15 protein-coding genes are annotated in these 21,484 nt (G+C 51.8%); 9 read left to right on the forward strand and 6 right to left on the reverse strand.

The annotated features are described in order from the left end of the window. Positions 1–109 precede the first annotated feature (109 nt). The 8 genes from VPK24_RS13595 to VPK24_RS13630 all read left to right on the forward strand — a co-directional run bounded on the left by VPK24_RS13595 (position 110) and on the right by VPK24_RS13630 (position 9,959). Entirely contained in the window at positions 110–1,471 is a 1,362-nt protein-coding gene (locus tag VPK24_RS13595; RefSeq protein ID WP_393014122.1) for a GGDEF domain-containing protein, read from the forward strand. Between the two features lie 284 nt (positions 1,472–1,755). Beyond that, complete coding sequence (locus tag VPK24_RS13600) at positions 1,756–2,934, forward strand: hypothetical protein (RefSeq protein ID WP_393014123.1); 1,179 nt, start codon at positions 1,756–1,758, stop codon at positions 2,932–2,934. 236 nt (positions 2,935–3,170) lie between these two features. Continuing rightward, a complete protein-coding gene (locus VPK24_RS13605) occupies positions 3,171–4,583 on the forward strand; it encodes an O-antigen ligase family protein (RefSeq protein WP_393014125.1) in 1,413 nt (470 codons plus the stop codon). 475 nt (positions 4,584–5,058) lie between these two features. Further along, positions 5,059–5,940, forward strand: coding sequence for a DUF6492 family protein (locus tag VPK24_RS13610; RefSeq protein ID WP_393014127.1), 882 nt, complete (start codon positions 5,059–5,061; stop codon positions 5,938–5,940). A 298-nt stretch (positions 5,941–6,238) separates the two neighbouring features. Continuing rightward, positions 6,239–7,366 carry a Gfo/Idh/MocA family protein gene (locus VPK24_RS13615; RefSeq protein ID WP_393014129.1) on the forward strand — a complete coding sequence of 376 codons (1,128 nt, stop codon included), beginning with the start codon at positions 6,239–6,241 and terminating at the stop codon, positions 7,364–7,366. 120 nt (positions 7,367–7,486) lie between these two features. After that, positions 7,487–8,398, forward strand: a complete 912-nt coding sequence (locus tag VPK24_RS13620; protein WP_393014131.1) for a glycosyltransferase family 2 protein — start codon at positions 7,487–7,489, stop codon at positions 8,396–8,398. Positions 8,399–8,600: 202 nt separating this feature from the next. Then, positions 8,601–9,215 (forward strand): heavy metal-responsive transcriptional regulator, encoded by a 615-nt coding sequence (locus VPK24_RS13625; RefSeq protein ID WP_393014133.1) that lies wholly within the window; start codon positions 8,601–8,603, stop codon positions 9,213–9,215. Between the two features lie 69 nt (positions 9,216–9,284). Next, positions 9,285–9,959, forward strand: a complete 675-nt coding sequence (locus tag VPK24_RS13630) for a hypothetical protein (protein WP_393014135.1) — start codon at positions 9,285–9,287, stop codon at positions 9,957–9,959. Here VPK24_RS13630 and VPK24_RS13635 read toward each other — a convergent pair. The 6 genes from VPK24_RS13635 to VPK24_RS13660 all read right to left on the reverse strand — a co-directional run bounded on the left by VPK24_RS13635 (position 9,898) and on the right by VPK24_RS13660 (position 20,018). Beyond that, complete coding sequence (locus tag VPK24_RS13635; protein ID WP_393014136.1) at positions 9,898–11,367, reverse strand: DUF697 domain-containing protein; 1,470 nt, start codon at positions 11,365–11,367, stop codon at positions 9,898–9,900. The genes VPK24_RS13630 and VPK24_RS13635 overlap by 62 nt on opposite strands. Positions 11,368–11,602: 235 nt before the next feature. Beyond that, positions 11,603–12,589, reverse strand: a complete 987-nt coding sequence (locus VPK24_RS13640; protein ID WP_190355920.1) for a phosphatidate cytidylyltransferase — start codon at positions 12,587–12,589, stop codon at positions 11,603–11,605. 198 nt (positions 12,590–12,787) lie between these two features. After that, on the reverse strand, positions 12,788–13,735 hold the full coding sequence (locus tag VPK24_RS13645) for an NAD(+) kinase (RefSeq protein WP_393014138.1): 948 nt from the start codon (positions 13,733–13,735) through the stop codon (positions 12,788–12,790). A 320-nt stretch (positions 13,736–14,055) separates the two neighbouring features. Continuing rightward, the gene (locus VPK24_RS13650; RefSeq protein ID WP_393014140.1) at positions 14,056–15,534 is read right to left on the reverse strand and encodes an alpha-amylase; all 1,479 of its coding nucleotides are present in this window, start codon (positions 15,532–15,534) and stop codon (positions 14,056–14,058) included. A gap of 193 nt (positions 15,535–15,727) precedes the next feature. Continuing rightward, on the reverse strand, positions 15,728–18,214 hold the full coding sequence (locus tag VPK24_RS13655) for an ATP-binding protein (RefSeq protein ID WP_393014142.1): 2,487 nt from the start codon (positions 18,212–18,214) through the stop codon (positions 15,728–15,730). Positions 18,215–19,295: 1,081 nt separating this feature from the next. Then, complete coding sequence (locus VPK24_RS13660) at positions 19,296–20,018, reverse strand: response regulator transcription factor (RefSeq protein ID WP_190355924.1); 723 nt, start codon at positions 20,016–20,018, stop codon at positions 19,296–19,298. Between the two features lie 831 nt (positions 20,019–20,849). Between VPK24_RS13660 and VPK24_RS13665 the strand changes: the two genes are divergently transcribed. Continuing rightward, positions 20,850–21,470, forward strand: a complete 621-nt coding sequence (locus VPK24_RS13665; RefSeq protein ID WP_190531203.1) for a CPP1-like family protein — start codon at positions 20,850–20,852, stop codon at positions 21,468–21,470. Positions 21,471–21,484 lie beyond the last annotated feature (14 nt).

The following is a 21,484-nucleotide window of genomic DNA, read 5'->3' on the forward strand; positions in this document are numbered from 1 at the left end:
CTGGTCTGTCGCTAGGTGAACTTTGAGTGAATGCGATTTCTTCATCTCCGATGCTCCCATGGCGCTCCCGTCCTGGAGAACTTAATCAACTCAGTGGGTAAGCCAACCGGTGACGCGCTTTTCTAGTCCGCCGATCAACTGGAATCGATCGCTGCCAACCAAAGTCGGTGCGGCAGTGTTTTTAAGTGTTTTGGGGGGCTGGTTTCTGTGGGCGAGTTGGGAGCCGTTTCCCTTGGCCAAGGTGGCGAGCTGGGCCTTGGCTGTCAGTCTTTTAACGGGAATGACTGCGGCTTGGATCTGTAGTCGGGCCTTGGACTCTATTCGCCTTGCTTGGGTGCTGTTGAGCTGTTTGGATCAGGAGTCTTCTTTTACGAGTGGTTTGGCGGCGAAGGTCAGCGCCCTGACGCAATTGGACGATCAGGATGATTGTGCGCAGTTTGTGCGGCTCACCAGTCGCTTGCTAGTGCGGTATGGCGATCGATTGCAGTTTTTGGAACGACAACGATTAGCCCTGGAAAGTTGGCTCCATGAACATCGCGATCGACTGATTTTGATGGAAGCGGAACAGGAAAAATTGCAAGTGGCCCTCGCCCAGGCCCAAGACCGAATCCGACAGTTGGAAGGCGTTGATCTGGAAACGGGTTTGGCGAATCATCATCGCTTTTATGAAGCGTTGCAGCACACTTGGCAACAGGCGCTGCGATCGGAACAGGTGCTATCGATTGTGGCCTGCGAGGTGGATCATTTGGCGGATTGGGTGAATCTCCAAGGCGAGGCCTTTGGTCAACAAACGATCCACAATCTGGCAACGGTCTTAAGACAACAGGTGCAACGCAGTTCCGATGTGGTTGGCCGCGATCGGGGCGATCGATTCTTGATTCTGCTGCCCAACACCGACTCGATCGGCGCTTTGGCCGTCGCGGAATCGATTCGTAATCAATTCAATCGCTGTGAGACCCAGCAGTCTATGACCCCCACAATTCACCACTGGCCGAGTCACTACGATGACGCTCCGGCTTCTCCCTGGGCTGCTGGTTCATCTTTGCATTTCGCCATTGATTTTCCCCCAACGCGAGATCGGCTACGAAGCAACTTCACCGCCACCAATGACCGGGTTACTGAGCAAGAGGCATCCAGGCCGATCAGTGCCAACATCGATGCCAACGCAGATTTAGCCGATGCGTTCTCGGCAACTGGTTCTGAACCTGCAATGCCTTTTGAAGTAACCCCTGAAACCTCTCCCGAAATCTCTCCTGAAATTCCTTCCGAAATGCCAATGGATCGCTCCCCAGTCGCCCAGGAGCAGATCACAACCGTCGGCGGAGAAGTGACCCTATCTTTAGGCATTGGCACGTTGGTGCCTGATCTCCAGCAACTGCCCGACGCGGCCGTGCGATCGGCCTTGCGGGCCCTTGAGCGGGCCCGTCGGCATGGGGGGAATTGCGTTGAGATGGACGGGCTGGAATATTAACCCGGTTGTTGGTTGTGTTGGCTGGTTGTGTTGGCTGGTTGTGTTGGCTGGTTGTGTTGGCTGGTTGTGTTGGCTGGTCTCGTCCGTTGATTCTGTCTGCTGGTTTTTTCTGCTGGTTTGGTTGGTCTCGTCCGTTGATTCTGTCTGCTGGTTTTTTCTGCTGGTTTGGTTGGTCTCGGTCTGGCTCTGTTGATCCCTTGGTATAGATTGGGGTAATCCATGGATTGGGGTAATCAGCAGTTAAGTTATGGCTACGATCGCATAGTTCAGATGGTGTGTTAGCAGTGAATCGCAATTGGTGGATCGCAGGCACGGTCGCGTTTAGCTTAGGCCTTGGCATTGGGGTTGTGACCGATCGCCAATGGCAAAAGGCCCTCGGTCTCGGAGCCATTGCCCTGTCCGGTGCAGCGGCGATCACCGCCTTAACGCCCGATCGCTCCCGATCACAGCCCGAACCCTGGGATCCTCGCCTCAGGGAAACCATCTCCCCTGAATATGCCAACTGGTTACCCAGCGATCGTCGCCCACCAACCATCAACCCGCCCCTCAGCAGCGACCTCGCCAGCGCCTTGCGCGTGGAGGTCGATCGCCTTGAACGAGAACTGGAACAATCCCTCACCCGTAAGCAGCAACTCGAAGCGGTGATTGGTGTTCTACGCAAGGAAAAGGAAGCAATTCAGTCCCAAATTGATGAAGGCAGCAGTCGAACGCAGAAGATGTATCGCGTGTTGGCTGATCTGGAAACCCAGCGCCAGCAACTCGAAGACAAAATTGTTCAGCATCAAACTCAATTAGCCGATCTGGACGGTCGCAAGGCCAGCATGGAGCGCGACCTTGCTCAGGTCGATCGACTGCGCGCTGAGACAATTGCCCTAGAACAAGAGGCCCAAGAGCGCCAAGCCAACCTCAGCAACCTCCGCCAGCGAGAACAAACCCTCCTCAACAACTGCACCAGCCTTGAGGCCCAAGCGGCCGAACTCAGCGAGCGCACGGCCACCCTCACGCGATCGCTCGCTGACACCATGCGAGAACAGCAGAGCGTAGAAATGACCCTGCAACAACAGCAAACGGCCCTCGAACAAATTCGCACCCAGGCCGATGCCCATCACCGGCGGCGCTACGAACTTCGCCAACAGATCGAAACCCTGCAACAGCAATGCGACGGACTGCCCGCCGCCGTCGCTAAACTACAGGCAGAGCACGATCGACTCGCGGCCCTCTGTCGCGATCGGCAAGTGGAATTAAACCAAATTCACGAAAACATGGCCCAAGCTCGTGCTCAGCAGCAAGCAATCCAAACCGAATTACAGCGCGATCGCCAAGCACTCCTGCGGGTCAACCACAAAAAACAACAGGAAACCAACTCCTTACGGCTATGGCTCAATTTTTTCCTCAAAGACCTGTCCTCCAATGAGCCACCATCACCCAAGCACCGCCGCGCCCCCCGCAAACCCAACGCCTAGTTGCAAGTCAGATAAACTCGCTTAAGAATTGGACTGTAACTACTGAACTCACGGCTCCAGCCGGCGAACCCATGAATCAAACTTGAGCTTGGCATTGAATTAATGTTGTTAATATTGATCTGCCATTGATCTTAAATTGTTTTATTTCGAGTTCGTTTTGAATTTATTTTGATTGTTTACGAATATTGTTCCAAATTCGTTGCCAAACCCCTTGACTAGTATTTGATCAAAAAGAAATGAGCATTTTTTTGATTACAAAGGAAGCAACAGCAAAACTAAAAGAGGTTTATAACCGCAATCCTCTCTTTCTCTTAGAACACATTTTTGTTGTTTTCTTTCTCATTCGCTACTCCCTTGGCATTCTAGAGGTTATTTTAACCAACGGAGCCAGTGAAGGTGATGGGCAAGATATCTTATCTTTTAATTATAAACCGAGCGTGGCGCTCTATTTTTTGAACTACATCGTCACTAATATTTTATTAATTATGCGATGGAAAAAAGTCATTGTGATGCTAATGGCAGCTCCCACAGTGGTTTTTCTCATTGCCATGTTTCCCGTTTCGTTTCTCTGGTCGATCGAGCCGTCTAAGACCCTTAATGCCTCGATCGCCATGATTGGCACCTTTCAATTTGGTCTTTATCTCGCCACTCGCTATTCCCTTAGGGATCAAGTTCGCATCTTGGGAGTAATGTTTGGCATTTCCCAAGTGCTCTGTTTCGTCTTTGGTGTTGCCCTGCGTAAATATGGCGTTATGAGCGCAGTTCATGCCGGCAAATGGCGTGGCATCTATTCCCACAAAAACCAACTGGGTAAAATGATGGCCCTCGCTTCCGGGGTCTTTGTGTTGCTTGGTATTTCCGAAACCTATCGACGATATCGCTATTTAGCTTGGTTTGGCCTCATCACTGCTTTTGTTCTCATTCAACTCTCTGGCTCCAAAAGTCCCTTTATTAATATTGGATTGCTGATTGCCATGAGTGCATTTGGCCAGATTTTTCGCCTACCACACAAATGGATGGTTCGCGCCCTAATTTGGTCAGCCGTCATTGGAATTAATTTATTTTTCTATTGGGATGACATCGTAATCAATATCCTAGGCGCGTTAGGTAAAGATGCAAGCCTAACCGGCAGAACAGATGTTTGGGAATTTGTGATCGATCGAATTAAAGACCGACCAATTTTAGGCTATGGTTTCGGCACATTTTGGAATGGCTTAGATGGAAAGTCAGCCTATGTTGTTCGTGCAGTTCGGTGGCCCGTCCCTGATGCCCATAATGGATTTTTGGAAATATGTATTGATTTAGGTCTCGTGGGCTTAGCAATTTACATTTGGGTCGTTTTTCAAACAATTATCAAAACCCTAGCGCTCATTCGTGCCACTAAAAGCAACGAATATATCTGGGTTTTAATGTTCTTTACCTACAGCACGGTTGCTAATCTTTCAGAAAGCTCCTTGCTGTTTCGTAATTCTTTGCCAAGTGTCATTTTTGCCGCCGTCTCCTTCACAGTGGCAGCAAACTATTATCAACAATTTAAAGTCAACCCTCCAAATTTTTCCACTCAGATTCCGGAACAACCCTTGCCCGAGACCGCTGAGTTCTTGTCGGATGAGTCAAGAGTTGGAATTGAGTATAAGTCCAATTCTTGACTACGAGAAAAACTGAAGGTACTTTAAGAAAATTCAAAATACTTACTTGTAAGCAAATTCTTTAAGAAAAACTCACTTTCTACAATTTACAACTTCTTCTTGATCAAAAATAAAAATTCCTCGAAAATTCTCAAAAAATTCTATAAATCTAAATACAAATCAATTTCGGCAATGCAGTATAATAATAGCGAAAATCTTTGGCTTACAATGGGTGCTTGAAACATAACCTGAAAAGTTGCTTGAACATTACTTCAGGCTTACAAAGCTTCAATCTTGAAAACAGAACAATTTATTTCATGACTGAGAAACTTTTTCTTGATTTACTTTTTCCTGATTCAAATAAAATCAATAAGAATAATTGTTCAGTGCCTTGTTTTCAACTGTCCTGTTTTTAAAAGAACCCTTTGAGTCAGTATTTCGCTTGAAGACGCTTAAGAATCGATAACCTAGCTCTACCTTCAACACCAGTCATCCCATGCAAATCGATAATTCTCAAAATCTGTCTTCCTTTGCAATCATTACTCCGAGCTATGATCAGGATTTCCAACGCTGTCAACTTCTCTGTAAAAGTATATCACGCTTTGTTCAGCCGCCTTTCAAGCACTACATTGTTGTAGAAAAGCGCGATCTCAAACTGTTTTCACAACTCAATAATCAACATACAGAAATTATTATTGTTCAAGATCTGCTCCCCTTTTGGCTTTTTAGGCTACCCAAAATCCGAAAAACCTGGTTCAGCCTAAAAGGAGTTCCAGTTCGTAGCTGGATTATGCAACAAATTTCCAAAATCGCACTCGCTAGAGTAATTGATGAAGAAATTTCAGTATTTCTGGATTCGGATGAAATGTTTATCCGAGACTTTGGCATTTCGAACCTGGTCAAGAACAACCAAGTTCGATTCTATGCTGAGCCAAAAGGCAATCCACTTGGAATGGATACGCCGCATCAACATTGGCACCAATCGGCTAGTCGATTGTTGGGTTTAACGGAAACACCCATGCCAGCCCCCGACTACATTGCTGATGTGATCACGTGGAAACGAGAAAATGTGACAGCGATGTGTCGTCACATTGAGCGAATTTATCATCAATCATGGTTCGAGGCAGTTTCAAAAACCTGGCATTTTTCTGAATACACACTCTATGGAACCTATATTGACCGGGTGCTCCAAGACCGAAGCGGTCATTACTGGGATCCAACCAAAATTCTCAATTCCTATTACGATCCCAATGTGATGACCGAAGAAGAGTTGCGCAACTTTGTTAACTCAACTCGACCTGAGCATGTTGCCATCATGATTTCTGCTAAGGCTAAAATAGCAGTTGATCGATACGCGAGCTTGTTAGAGCTTGAATAGGCTGGTTGTTAATGGTGTGCATGTGTAATCGATCGCTCTTCATGATGGGCGGAGAGTAAATGTTGAGCGAGTCGAAGCAGCCAGCATACGATCGAAAACCCTCGGGCTACTTTCAATGATCCGGTTCCTAGCCACAAATCTTGGTAAAGGATGAAAGTTTGGCCAGGTTTGTGGGGGCCCGCTGCCCAAGGAGTTGGCCAATAGTGATGTTCTTGGTCCTGAAGCCGCCAAAACTAGCTGACTATTTGGGGCATCCCCCTTGTTCTGTTTTTGATCAATATAGACGGGCAATAGTTCCATGAATGTTGCATTGATCGGCTGTGGATTTGTTGCTGATTATTATGTGCGAACCCTAGAAAATCATCCTTCATTAAAAATTCTGGGCGTAATGGATCGAGATTCAGCACGCACAGAGCATTTTTCTCAATTTCATAAACTTCCTAAGTACCCCAGTTTGGAAGCGGTGTTGGCAGATGAGCGCGTGCAAATTGTCATCAACCTAACCAATCCTCGCAGTCACTACGAAGTTTCCAAAGCAGCTTTGTTGGCGGGCAAACATGTTTACTCGGAAAAACCGCTGGGGATGACTTTTGAAGAGGCCAAAGAACTGGTTGAACTAGCGGAATCTAAGCAACTGGAAATTTCCGGTGCGCCTTGCAGCCTTTTGGGCGAAACGGCACAGACAATTTGGAAAGCTTTGCGCGAGCAAGCGGTTGGCCAAGTCAGCTTGGTTTATGCGGAAATGGACGATGGGTTTGTGCCTGCGATGGCTTACCAAACCTGGCTGAGTGAATCGGGAATACCGTGGCCCTACAAAGATGAATTTGAAGTGGGTTGCACGTTGGAACATGCGGGCTATTACTTAACTTGGTTACCTGCTTTCTTTGGGTCGGCTGTTAGCGTCACTGCCTTTGCGGATTGTACGATTCCCAATAAGGGTGTTGATCATCTAGATCCACCCAATACGCCGGATTTTTCAGTTGCCTGTATTAAGTTTGCCTCGGGAGTTGTGGCTCGCTTGACCTGTAGTATTGTGGCTTCCCATGATCACGAATTACGAATTTTTGGAGATCAGGGGGTGATGTATACGGAAGATTGTTGGTTTTATCGATCGCCCGTTTATATTAAACGTCGTCTACGAATTCGTCGCAAAACGATCGAGGGGCCGCTCGCGCAGCGATACCCATTGGTGGGGCCAGTCACCAAGCGGCAAAAGTATCGAGGCGCTCAACAAATGGATTTTGCGCGGGGAATTGCCGACTTAGCAGAGGCAATTGAAAATCAGCGATCGCCCAGGTTGTCAGGACGCTATTCATTACATGTGAATGAAATGGTTTTGGCAATTCACTACGCAACGGCTCAAGGATGTACCTATCAAATGCAAACCGATTGTCCGGTGGTGGAACCGTTGCCTTGGGCACTTTGATCGTGAGGCTTCGATTCAACTAGTCATCATCGCAAAATGAGGGATCACGGGCGGTTTAGGTGCGATTGGTGAGTGCGACTGATTAAGTGTGGCTAATTGAAGGTGATCAATTAAATTTTCATGAAAGTTTCCATCTGCGTTGCCACCTATAAACGACAAGATTTACTGCATCAACTGATCTTGAGCTTGCAGGCACTCAAGTTTGAGCAAATTGCAACTCCTGAAATTGAAATCATTGTGGTTGACAATGATGCAAATGGGTCGGCGCGCGAAACTGTGTCCACTTGGCAAGAAAGCTCTCGCTGGCCAATTCGCTACGATGTTGAAATGCGATCGGGTGTGACCTATGCCAGAAATCGCACCATTCAAAATGCGGCTGAAGATAGTGACTTCATCGCCATCATTGATGATGATGAACAAGCTTGCCACTCTTGGCTAGAGGCGCTTTTAACTACGCAAGCGCAATTTCAAGCAGATATTGTGGGCGGGCCAATCTTGCCCGTGTTTCAATCCAATCAAGTGCCTAACTGGATTCATCAGGGAGAATTCTTTGCGCCTCCTGCCTATAAAACAGGTCAGAACTTGCATGTGGCTTTCACGAACAATGTGTTGCTCCCTGCGCCGTATCTGAAGCAAATGCCCTGTGTTTTTGATGAGCGATTTGCGGTGGGAGGTGGAGAAGATACGCATCTATTTATGCGTCTCCATCAAGCGGGCCTAAAAATTGTTTGGTCAGCAGAGGCGATCGCCTATGAATCGATTCCAGCTAGTCGAACTACGTTTCAATGGTTGTTACGGCGCAACTATTGGGGTTGGAGCATTTACAGTTTGGTTGAAAAAGAACTCTACCCACAGCCCAAGATATTTCTAGTTCGGCTCTGCAAAGGACTTGCGTTAATGATTTTGGGAATTCTGGCGCTAATTCCTGGATTGTTGCGAGGAAAGCATCATTTATATCGAGCTTGTATTCGAACGGCGCAGGGAGCGGGCACAATTATGGGACTACTGGGACGCAGAACCACTTGGGTTTAGCAATAATTCAAGCTCAATTTAATAAAGTTTAGTGAGAGATTGTTGATGCTGCTAGAACCTGAGAGCTGACTCAGGATTTCAACCAAAGCTGAATCTGTAAATCCCTCAATGTAGATATCCTCAAAAGTTGAATGCATGATTGATAAATATTGATAAGCTTAGGTGAACAAAGTCAGATGAATAAAAAATTTCTGAGGTTCCAGTGTCTTGGGAATTTGCAGAGCGTGCTGAAGCACCAGCCCAAAATCTGTTGAAAATTGGAGAGGTGCGATCGCGCAGTGGTTGCTCCATTCAAACAATTCGCTACTACGAAAGTTTGGGACTGATCCAGGCGATCGATCGAACGGCTGGCGGGTTTCGGTTGTTTGCACCGTCCACGCTCGATCGCTTGGCCTTTGTGAAGCAGGCCCAATCTTTGGGCATGAGTTTGCAAGATATCAGTGAGCTGCTGACGGTTTATGACAGTGGTAATGCTCCCTGTTCAACGGTGAAGCATAAGCTGCGGGATAAGTTGGCAGATTTGGATCGCCGCATTCAATCGCTTCAGCGGTTGCGAGATGAGTTGCAATCCCTGTTGGCGGTGGCGGATGACTTGGAACAATCCCCGGGCAATATTTGTCCGATTGTGGAGCGAGCGAGTCAGCTTCATCAGGCAATGGAGGGTGCTGCTTTTGAGGCGGAGACTGCGGTTACTCAGGATTCAATGATTACTCAGTCCCCGATCGCCCAGTCCCCGATCGCCCAGTCAATCCTGCCGCCGTCTGCTGCCGCCGGTTGCTGTGCGAATCGATCACCAAACCCTGGCACTGAACCTTGAAGCCGATCACGCCCTCTAAAATCTTCAAAATTGCCCGTTGCAAGCTGCCGCCAGGATGGTGCAAAAGTCATGCCCAGTCTTTATCGTGTTGCTAACCGTGCTGCTATTGGTTGGGCCATTGGTTTAGGGCTGGGGTTGGGGTTACCGGTGGCAATTGCGCCCGGTGCGATCGCCCGGGAAGGGCCGCCCAAGGCCGATCCGGTGCAGGTGTCCGTGTCGCCAGCCGTGGAAACTTCGGCTTCGGAGGCTGCGGCGGCAGCCGTCACCAGCGGCAGCGATGCACTGTCCGATCAACCCTTGGGGGATCCGGTGGCTGTGGAACTGGAGCCAACCCGAATCTTTCGGCGGACGGGCTGCTTTGGCGATCAACCCATGGCCACCGATCAGGAAATTCGCCAACAGGGCCTGACTCCGCCTAGCCTCTGGCTCACGCGGGATTTGCTGGGGGGAAAAATTGTCGATCGCTGGACGATCCACCGGGGTGATGAGCAGTTGCCGCCTTGGGTGGAAGTGACGTTTAATTTGCAACCTTGGAATAATTTGGAATACCCACGCCAATATGCCTACCTGAATGAATTTGGGCGGGTGGCAAGGGAATATGGCTTTAATGTGCGAGTTTGCAATGGCTCGGGCGATGCATTGGCAGCCCAATTTTGTGATTGGTCACAAATGCGAGCGGGGGTCACTTGTCCGATTTATCTGCCGGGGGGATTTTCGGCGCGGGCACGATCGCGACTGTTTTAGCGGGGTCGGTGGGTTTGGAATCAAGGCCGCCCAGGCCAATGCGCGATCGCCACTCGTCTCGCAGTTGGTGCAGGACGGTTCCCGGCTCCACAAAATCCAGCAAGTCTTTAGCGAGGGTGTCGGGGCCGTCATCTCCCCAAGTGCAGCCCGCTTCGAGGGAACTGCGGGTGGTTTTGGCGATCGCTAAGCTGCCAAAGGCCGCCGCCGCCGCCTGCACCAGGGCCGCCCCCAGGTAGCCACTGAAGCCGTCGCTGCCCGCTTGGAGCGATCGCCCGTCATTCCCGCCCAAAAAACCGCCCCCCACTTCTCCAAGCAGCATGGCTCCCAAGCTGACCAAGCCCGTTTTCCAAAACGACTGCCAAGCCGATCGCACCAGGGGCAAACCATAGAGCCGCGACAGCGATCGCACCAAAAACCAATCCACCAACACCGCCGCGATCGCATCCAACAGCACAAAGGGACTGAGGGCCACGATTACGGCCTTTACTTGAATGAACCGCCAGGTTTGGGCTTCCGCATCGTCGCGTAGGTGGGTGAGGGTTTTTTGGGCGATGGTTTGCTGGGCAGTGCGAGCCTGCATCAGAGCATTCAGGGCCAACAGAGCTTCCCCTTCCCGATCGATGGTGGCCAAAATGGCCGATCGCAAGGCCTCAATCTCCGGTGGGGGCGACTCCCAACCATAGGTCACCCGGCCATCGGGCCATTCTTCCCGCACTTGAATCGGGGCCGGTTCCGCCGCCGCCAGCACAATTTCATCCACGGGCAAGAACGGATCCCAGCGACGTTCAGCAGGATTGTTGGGCGGGTGGGTGGGTGGGGGCTGGTCAGTCGCTTCCAACTGCATGAGCGATCGCAGCCGCTCCACAATCGCCGGCCGCTCCGTTTCGGGAAACAAATCAATTTTGTTGAAGACCAAAATCAGGGGCTTATGGGCCTGGCGCAAGGTTCGCAAGGCCGCATATTCCACCTGGGTTAAGTCGCCAGCGGTGATGAATAGGATCAAGTCCGATCGCTCGGCCACTTCCCGCGAAAGTTCGGCGCGGCTTTCTCCGTCAATTTCATCCAGCCCCGGTGTGTCAATGAATTCCACCTCGATCGGGCGATCACGCCCGGGAGGATGCCACCGCACCGATCGGGGCAAGCGCGTCAGGCCATTCAGGGGCCCCGTTTCCAGCAGGTGTTCCCCCAACAGGGCATTCAAAACGGCGGATTTGCCCCGGCTAACCAAGCCAAAGGCCGCAATCCGCACCACGAATCGATCGAGCTTGTCGAGGGCCCCCGCCAACCGATCCAAATCCGGTTGAATCAGGGCATTCCACCGTTGTGAATCGCGAGTACCCAACTGCTCGATCGCCCGTCGCAGGCTCGATCGGACGCGCTCAAATTGTTCCGACTGGGGCGCGTTCAAGGCTGTGAACTCATCCAAATCAAACTAGTCGCCCCCATTGTAGAAGCGAGGCGATCGTCTCGTTGCATTGGCTCCCGAAAATCCAGCTAGCAGGCGCAGATCGGGTCATTCCTGCCATCAGCACCACGGCCATAGGGCAACTCCTTAGGGAATCGGAGTTTAAGGAATTTAAGGAATCGGAGTTTTTAGAAAATCATGCGCTTTGAACGATTCAGCGGCGGATTCGCTAACACAACTAATTCAACTGAGAAACGAACGGGAGCAATAGGGTCGTGAAGTAATACACCAGGGGAGCCGTGAAAATGTAGCTGTCGGCGCGATCGAGAATGCCGCCATGGCCCGGAATCAAATTCCCGGAATCTTTGACCCCCGCATCTCGCTTCATCAGGGACTCAATCAAATCTCCCAGCAGACTGGAAACACCCACCAGCAGCCCCAACAAAGGCCCCGTGATGAACCACAGGGGCCAATGGCAATAGGCCGCGCCCAGAGTTCCCACCAGTGCGCTGCCCAACGTGCCGGCCAAAGAGCCTTCTACGGTTTTCTTGGGGCTGATGTCCGAGAGGCGGGTTTTGCCCACCCATTTGCCCATGATGTAGGCCCCAATATCGGCCGCCCAAATGCAGCAAAAGGCCAAAATCGTCACCATCAGAGCCTCGGGCCAGGCAGCCGGGTTCCAAGATTCGGGCCAGAACCCATTCAGCGGCAACCGGGCCACGGCTCCATCGTCCAAGGCCAGCCCCGCCCCGACCCGCAGCCGCACCCAATAGCTGGGCAAATAGCCACAGTAAAACAGGCCCATCACCGAGCTGGACAGATCGGCGATCGAGGCCATCTTGGGCATAAACAGCAAATAGAAACAAACCAGGGTGCTGGCGATCGGGACGATCGCATCGGCCACGGACGGCATCCAAGCCGAGGCCGCCACAATCGCTAAACAGGCAATGGTGACGGTTTTCACGGCGGGGACGGCCCCTTTGGCCTGCACCAGGGCGAAATATTCACCCAAGCCCAGATAGACCAACAGGCCAAACCCCGCCGTGAAATACCAGCCGCCCAACACCAGCATGGTGAGGGCGATCGAGATTCCCACCACGGCACTGAAAATTCGCCGCCAGGGCCACCCTGCTAATCGATCGCCCCAACTGCGGCCGGCATTGCCCTGGGCCGCCTTTGGCAAAGCAGACTTGATCGCAGCGGAACTTGATTCACTCAAAGACATGGGACGCAACCAGCACGAGGACAGCAAGGGCAAGCGCAGCGACCAAGAACTGCGACACAGGGTTAAGGAAACGGGGAACCGAGGTTAAGTTGGCCTTAATTAAGGATAAGGCAGTGCGCCTCGGTGTTGTGTGCCGTAGCCCACTAGGGTGATCGCCCTAAAGCCCTCCCTATTCCAGGTTTAGGCTGGGTGCTGGGCTTAATTGCGGCTGGCATGGCCATAGTCAATGCGGGCCCCGGCCCAAAGCAATTTCTCGCGTAGGGTGCGGTAGTAGGAATAGTTTTCCCGCAAGATCACAAACTTGGCCACGCAATCCGCCATTCGCACATCAACCCGCTGACCGGGCCAAAGGGAAGCCCCAAAAACCCCGTCCATCCAAACTTTGGTGGCCAGCTCGTAATCCCCCAAGGGCCAAATGCTGACCACACAGCGGGGGGGCAACACGATCGGGCGGCTAGACAAACTGAGGGGGCAAATGGGGGTAACAGTGATGGCATCCAGGCCAGAATGGAGAATGGGCCCGTTGGCGGAAACGGTATAGCAGGTGGAACCGGTGGGGGTGGCCACAATTAGCCCGTCGCCGTGGTAGCGATCGACGATTTCGCCATCGATTTCCACTTCCAGCATGGTGGTCATCAGGCGATCGTTGGAAATGGGCTTCACGCAAATTTCGTTCAGGGCCAGGAAAGTTTCCCCCACCGGTTCCGTACCCTTGTAGCTGCCATCTTCCAAAGCGGCGAGGGTTTTTCCTTCAAAGACCTGCCCTTGCAACATCATCCGTTGTTGAACGGCAAAGCGATCGCTCTGGAGCCGTTCCCACACCGCTTGGGAGTTTTCAAACAGCTCAAAGGGTTCCGTTAAAAACCCCAAGTGCCCTCCCACGTTCACGGCCAAAATGGGCACTTGCTCCGGGGCCAGGTGCCGGGCAGCGGCCAACACCGTGCCATCCCCCCCCAAGACAATCGCCAGATCGATCGGCTGGGTGACCGAGGCCAAAAACACCGGGTAGGGATTGTCCTTGGGGCCGCTGGGTCCCACGAGCGATCGCGTGCCTAGGGCATCCAGTTCTCGAGAGCAACGTTCTGCCCAGCCTTGGCTGCGAGAGTCTCCGGCTTTATAGATGATGATGACTTGTTTCAGATTCATGGCAAAGGGGGAATGATTCGGTGCAGGTCAGGGCGATCGGCCAAGAGAACGCAGAACAAGACGAGAACTTGGCCCTTGCACCATGTCTCTCTTGCACCATTTCTTTTTGTAGCGTTTCTGGCCAATGCAGAATGCTCGAATCGCACCACCATGCCACCGCAATTCAACCGTTGCGATCGGTCCTCATGATTTGGCTGCTTGATAGTTTGGGATTCGCTGATCTAGCTGGCTTGCCGATCTAGTTTGGCCGATCTAGTTTGGTTGGCCGATCCAGTGGGTTTGCTGACTCGGCGGCTGGATGCAACCATTCCCGAGCGGGATTAAGCCTGCTGAATCCACACCGACACCGATCCCCCGGCACAGCGGAACTCACCCCAGCCCCACTCGTTGGTGTAAACCAGCTCCTTCACATGATCCGTTAGGTCATAGAACGTGGCGTTTGATCGCCCCGTTTCCATCCAAAGGCTGCTGGGGCCACCGTTGCTCAACACCACCGCCATGCTCAGGGGATGAGTAGCATCGCCTAACCGAGTCCAGCCGATCGTGTTGCTGCCAGAGAAGTAGTCATACTGCGGCCCCCAACCAAAGCGCCGACGGGCATAAAGAAACTTATCCAACAGCCAATTGTGTTTGGACAGCGAAACGGTGTGTTGATGGCCATCCCGTCCCCGATCGGTATATTCCGTGCCGTAATAGTCCCCGTAGAACACACAGGGATAGCCCTCCCGCCGCAGCAAAATGATCGCGTAGGCAAGGGGTTTAAACCAAGCCTCCACAGGCGATTCCAGGGCTTGCAGAGGTTGGCTGTTGTGGTTGTCCACAAAGGTGACGGCCAAAGTGGGCTGCTGTTGCATCAGGGTGCGATCGAGAATGGTGCGCAGGTCATAGGCACTGCCCGATCGACTGGCTTGGTGGAAGTTGTAGTGCAACGGCACATCAAACAGCGACATCCGCCCCTCCGTGGCAGCCAAATACCGATGCAGGGCCTCCACGTCGTTTTCCCAATATTCCCCCACCGCAAACAGCTTCCGATGGGGACAGTGATGGCGCACCGCATCGAGCCACTCATTGAAAAAGCTCGATCGAATGTACTTCACCGCATCCAGCCGAAAGCCATCCGTGCCCAGGGTGTCTTGGATCCATTTGCCCCAATGCACTAGTTCTTGGCGCACTTCCGGGTGATTCGTATCCAAATCGCAAGCCATCAAAAAGTCATAGTGGCTATAGCGATGGCTCACTTCCGACTCGAAAATTTTGGGACTGAGGCGATAAACGGCGTGATCGTCCGGATCGTCGGCATTGTGGTTCACCGAATCAAAACAGCGGGCATCCCACTTCATGGCCGAGTAGCGATCGCCCCGACCGAGAAAGGTGAACTTCGACCAAATGCTAATTTCCCGGGCTTCCCCCAGTTCCCAATTGCGGTTATCACTGGCAACGGGCGTGGCCCACACCGTTTCCGTGGCATCGCCCCCATTTTTGTGATTAAACGCCGTGTCCAAATAAACCTGCAAACCCGCTGCCCGCGAGGCTTTCACGGCCGCGATCAGCTCTTCCTTTGTGCCATATTTGGTGCGAATGGTGCCTTTTTGGTCAAACTCGCCTAAATCAAACAGGTCATAGGTGCCGTAGCCCACATCAGAGCTGCTGGTGCCCTTATAAACCGGCGGTAACCAAAGGGCCGTGATGCCTTTTGCGGCCAACTCCCGAGCTTGATCCTGCACCTGACCCCAAAGGGAGCCATCGGCGGGGCAGTACCACTCGAAGTACTGCATGATGACACCGTTTGTTTCTACCATGACCGTTTTCTCCGCTTCCTGGGCTGGCCCTTATCCATGACTGTAGGCCGATCGCCCAGAACTCAGCCCGGTAGTTTGCACAAACTTAAACTCTTTCAGAAAGGGGGCCAATGAACGGATTGGTCGCGATGGCTTTGAGGGGGATGTTGGTGGGTTGGGTGTCAGCAAGCGGTCACGAGAAGGCGGCAGTGGCCTAGCTCACGGCAGCCACAGCCTGGGAAAGGGCCGGACTGGGAATGTCTTGATGAATCGGGATTTCGATATGAAATGCTGTGCCACGCCCCACCTGCGAATCAAACCAGAGCCGCCCTCGATGGGTTTGATGAATGACTTGGTGACTGATTGAAAGCCCCAAACCTGTGCCCTTGCCCACGGGTTTTGAAGTCACAAAAGAATTGAAGACCTGCCCCTGCAAATGTTCAGGAATGCCACTACCATTATCGGCGATCGTGATCCGAATCAGCCGTCCTTCACAGAGGCGTGTTTGAATCCGAATAATGCCAGGATTTTCCCGAATTTCATCAAAAGTCCAACCGGATTGGGATTCTTCGATCGCGTCGATCGCATTGCTCAAAAGGTTCATGAACACCTGATTCAGGGGCCCTAAACAACATTCCACCAAGGGCAAATCCGCATATTCTCGCAACACCTGAATTTCCGGCCGTTCACTGGAAGCCTTAATGCGATGGTTCAAGATAATTAAGGTGCTGTCGAGTCCTTCATGGATATTGGTCACCTGAAAATCGTTGTCATTGGCTCGCGAGAAGGATCGGAGCGATCGCACAATATCCCGCACGCGCTCGGATCCCAATCGCATTGATCGCACCATTTGGGTCAAATCATCCAACAGAAAATCAGGATCAACTTCCTCCAACACCTCTTGTAACTCGTCCGGTACTTCGGGAAAGTAATGTTGATAGCTGCGAATGATGCGGCCCAAATCCTGAACATAGTGGCCCAGGTGTTCCACATTGCCGGAGATAAAGCTAATGGGATTATTAATTTCGTGGGCTACCCCTGCCAACATTTGCCCAACCGCCGCCATTTTTTCGCTTTGAATCACCTGAAGTTGGGTATCTTTCAGTTGATTCAGGGTATTTTGCAAAGAGCTAAGCGAGGTTTCCAATTGCCGATACATGGCTTGGAAAGCATCTTGCAAAAGATCAATTTCATCGAGTCCCAGGGTGGGATCAATCGCAGTGGCAGACTTGGTTGCTAAGGCTGCGGAAGGGTCGATCGCCCCCACCGCGCCCGCTCCTGCGCCGGGAAAGGGCGGCGCGGCGCTGGCCAAGGTAGCCATAGGGGCGATCGATTCGGGCGATCGCGCCGACTCTGGCCCTTTGGGGTTGCTGGGGATTCCCCCTGCCGGGGGCGATGTTTCCTCTTCATTGGTAATTCCGCTAGCAAGCAGCGCCATTTGGCTGCTGTGAACCAGTTCCCGGCAGCCATCAATCATGGGCTTCAAGCGCTGATTCAACCGGTGCACAAAAAACCAAATGCTGCCCAACAGCACCAAACTGGCCACCAAGCTGGTTCCCAAGGCCGTTTGGAAAATGGGGGTAAACAGTCGGCGGCGCGGCACCACCGCCACCATCATCCAGTCTGTTCCCGCGATCGGGCGATAGGCCAAAAACTCAGCGGGAGTTGTCCGAAAACCCAACCGAGATTGGCGAATTTTGGGCCAAATTCGTTCCAGGGAGGGAATTTTCTGGTAGCTCGATAGGCCCGTGGCCCGCTGCGGATCCGGTGGATAGGCCAGCAGTTCCCCCTCATAGCTCAGCAGCACGAAATAGCCGTCCTGCCCCAACACCGGCCGCGCCAAACGTTCACTAAGGTTGGTGATGTCAATATCCGCCACCGTGGATCCCACCTTGTGGCGATCGCGACTGCGCACCGGACTCAGCAGCGTCACCAGCACCTGTTGATTCCAGCGGTAGGGCTTGAGCCACCTTGGCTCCGCCGCACTTGCCTCCTTAGGGGACACCAGGCGGGCTTCCGAAGGGGTGAGTCGCTCCGTCAGGGACTCGGTGCGATCGAGCTGGGCCAAGCGATCGGGGGTTGAAGGCGTGGCCGTGGGCGATGGAGTAGAAGGGGGAATACCATCGCGGATCAACACATAGGGCGGAGCCAGCCGCTTATGGATCATGCTTGGCTCCGAAAAAGCGGTTTTCGGTTCCGACACCGTGGATCGGGGGCCAGCGGGCGTGGGCCGCGATCGCCCTAATTCCGAAGCCCGGTTTACCAACCGCTGCGGCACGATCGAATAATACGGATCGAACTGCTCCCGGCCCTTCAGCAGGGCAAACGGTTCCTGTTGCAACCCCAAACCCGCCACCAGAGGCGGCCGGTTTTTCAAAAATTCCAAAATAATCTGTTCACAACTTTGGGCGATCGCCGCCTCATCCTGGCCCAGTCGGCTGACCTCATAGACAGCAACCCCGAACCCATCCGCAAATTCTTCCACCTGCTTCAGATCGCTTTCGAGGCCTTGCACCTCAATCCTCAGGGTTTTTTGAATCTCATCAACCGTCTGATCCTTCAGCAGGTTGTAAGTAATCCCGGTCATGATGCCCAGCGTTGACAAAATGCCCAGCATCGTCCACAAGAGCATCTGAGCACCAATGGAAGAAAGCCTCGTGGCCTTCAGAATCAGTAGCAGTTCAAAGACGCGATGTCTCATGTGGTCAAGAGGGGGTGAAGACGCGATGCTGATTGGCCAATAGAATGACCATCACTGCAAAACTAGGTAATCTCGGGGTGCGATGGCATGACAATGCCTCAGCTCTCTCGACAACTACACATTTCCTATATCTCAATCAAATTTTGCAGATTCGGGAAACTTCAGAACTTTCTGACCCATCTCATTTTAACGACCTCATCCTGATGACGGACTTTTGATGGAATTTCGGCTAGATCTAGTCTCCAAATGCATCTTTAGCGACAAAATGAGTCGTTGGCAACTGAAGGATAAACCCAATAATTTAGGTTTTTTTCGATTGCTGTTGTAAAGGATGATGCAATGACGATCAAAACAGGAATCGCCTAATACTAATTTGTTAGGCTTTTCTGAAAATTGACTAAAACCAAAAAAGAATAATGAGAAATGACTGCAATCTTGAGCCATTCCTTCAATTAATCATTTTTGAAATTAGTCATTTTTGAAATTATTGGTTCACTCTGAATTTACTCCTAAATTTACTCCTCATCAAACTTCTTCAAGATTGACAAATTTCTCTTGAGAATTGGTGCAATTGACTATTGCCTGAAAACTACCGAATTAGGGCATTAGCTAAACGGTCTGGAATGCACCCATGGGGAGTAGAAAGGACAATTTGATTTATCCAAAATTCCCCTTAGCTTAGGAGATCACCTGGCCTGATCTTGTATTCAAGGCTACCGTATTCCGATGATGATGCTCGGGATTCGCGCCCCAGGTTTCACAAGGCCTTGCGCGAAGGATGTCTGAAAAGCCAGAGTTGACGGCGAGAAAACGGGCTACCTTCGCTGATGCAATGCTGATTCAACATTGACGATTGGGTTTTGAAGTCCCGATCGACCGCCCGATCGACCGCCCCAGCATTTCCCTCTAAATACCCTCGGTAATCCTTAGAGGATGGCTAAAAAGCCGAAACTGCCACCTTATGGGTTTGCATTGAGCGACGAAGACAAGAGGCTTAAGCCCCTTGCCCCTACGGCTACTAGCCTCTTTGCAAGTACCCCAAGTTACTGTTCAGACATCCTCTTAGAACATCCTATTGAGCCTATTGAGCCGGTGGTGCAGCATCGGGAGGATTAAATCGATAACCAACTCCACGCACCGTTTGGATAATTTGGGTTTTCGCGCCTGCACTTTCCATCTTTTTGCGAATTTGACCAATGTGGACATCAACAACCCGTTGGTCGCCCACATAGTCGTAATCCCAAACTCTTTGCAAAAGTTCTTGGCGATTCCAGACTCGTCCTGGATGATTGGCCAAAAAATGCAAAATATTGAACTCTAAGGCCGTTAGGGTAATTAATTGATCATCAAGGGTGACTTCGTGGCGTTCTGGATCGATGATTAGACTGCCAAAGTTAAGGGAAGGTTGCGGTAAATCGCGCGGAGAATTGCCCCGACCCCGCTTGAGAATGGCACTAACTCGCACCCCTAATTCCATCAAGCTAAAGGGCTTTGTCAGGTAATCATCTGCTCCTTGGCGAAACCCCTTAATCTTATCGGCTTCATCGGAACGACTGGTGAGCATCAAAACGTAGACACCCGTTTTGGCTTGCATTTCTCGACACAGTTCGTACCCCGTTGCATCCGGTAGATTGACATCCAAAATCACCAGATCGGGTTGAAACTTTTCAAAGAGCGCTAAGGCCGTCTTCCCGTCAGGAGCCGACTCCATTTGATATTGCTGCTTGCTTAAGAAGCGATGGATCAACTTTCGGATCGCTGGATCGTCATCCACAACCAGCAGCTTTGGAGGCGTGTCAGTCATCGCTTTGAAGCCAAGATAATCGGCAGAGAAATATTATGGGGCCATTGGGGGTGCGACGGTCATCGCGGGGTGGGGATTTGGGTAGCTGTGATGAACCCAAATAAATAGGGGCTGCTCAATTGTGCCCCTTTCACTCAATCAGGTGCAAATCGTGGCCCAATGATCCAACTAGAATTTGTCCAAATTTGTCCAAATAGGATGATTGTCCAAATCATTTGCGGGGCTAATTGGGGTTGCACGCCAGTTTATTGACCCTTTCTACGGGGATCAGGGATCAACCGGATGTGACCAAACGCATCTTTAGCGCATTTGGGTGCTTGATCGCTTGCGGGGGAGTGTTTAGGAAAGTTTTGGACAGTGGACTGCATGTTATTGCGCGTATTCTATCAAACCGGCACTATTTCACTAACGGTTGCGGCGATTCGCTTTTGACCAACTGATGATTGGCAATTGATGGGCCATCATCCCAAACCCTTGGGGGCTGACTGGTGCAAGGTTTTGGCCCAAGGATCCGACTTGTCTGGCGCGGTGGGCCGATTCCTATAGATCCAGATAGATCCGGATAGATCCAGTAGATCTGGCTGAAGATTCGGCTATCTGGCGCAAGGCTTGGGGGGCAAACTGGTTCAATGATGAGGACTTGTTGCCAATCCGAACTGCTCAGGTGCCGGTTGCTTAGAATTTAGACTAGATTTAAATAGTGTTTTCACGGTATTAGGGCGATCGCCAAGTGCCGCGATCATGCAGTGATCACTAAAACAGTACTGAACAGATAGCGTCGAAGTCGCTGTTTCACTCGATCGCCGCCAAGAGACTAGCCCCACCCAACGCATGAGCAACCCGAACCCCTACGAACAGCTTGGCGTGACCGAGGATGCGTCTTTTGATGAGATTCAATCGGCGCGCAATCGGCTCCTCAAGGAACATGAAACAGACCGCCAACGGATGGAAGCGGTTGAAATGGCCTATGACGCAGTGTTGATGGATCGGCTGCGGCTGCGGCAGGAGGGACGAATTAAAGTCCCCGATCGAATCCGGTTTGCGGAGCAGGACGATCGCCCTGCGCCGGCCGCTCCCCAGCCCAGTCAGCCGCCGCAACTGCCCAATTGGTTAGCGGGGTCGATCGATCAGCCCACCCGTACCGATTGGATCCAGGCCGGCGGCACGTTTTCGGTGCTGTTGGTGCTGGGGTTGTTGAACCCTGGTGGTGATGGTGCGCTGCTGCAATTGGTGCTGGCGATCGGGGCAGGGGCGAGCTTGTTTTTCCTCAATCGCAAGGAACGGCGTTTTGGCCGAGCGGTGTTGCTGACGCTGCTGGGGCTGATTGGCGGTCTGATTTTGGGTTCGTTGATCACGGGTCTGATTCCGCCTGTGGTTGGCTTGCGCACGGAGCAGTTGGTGGCGGTGGTGACGCTGATTATCCTTTGGCTTACCAGTTGCTTGTTGCGATAAGCAGGGCGATCGTC

Source organism: Limnothrix redekei LRLZ20PSL1, assembly GCF_043235035.1.
Lineage (GTDB): Bacteria > Cyanobacteriota > Cyanobacteriia > CACIAM-69d > CACIAM-69d > CACIAM-69d.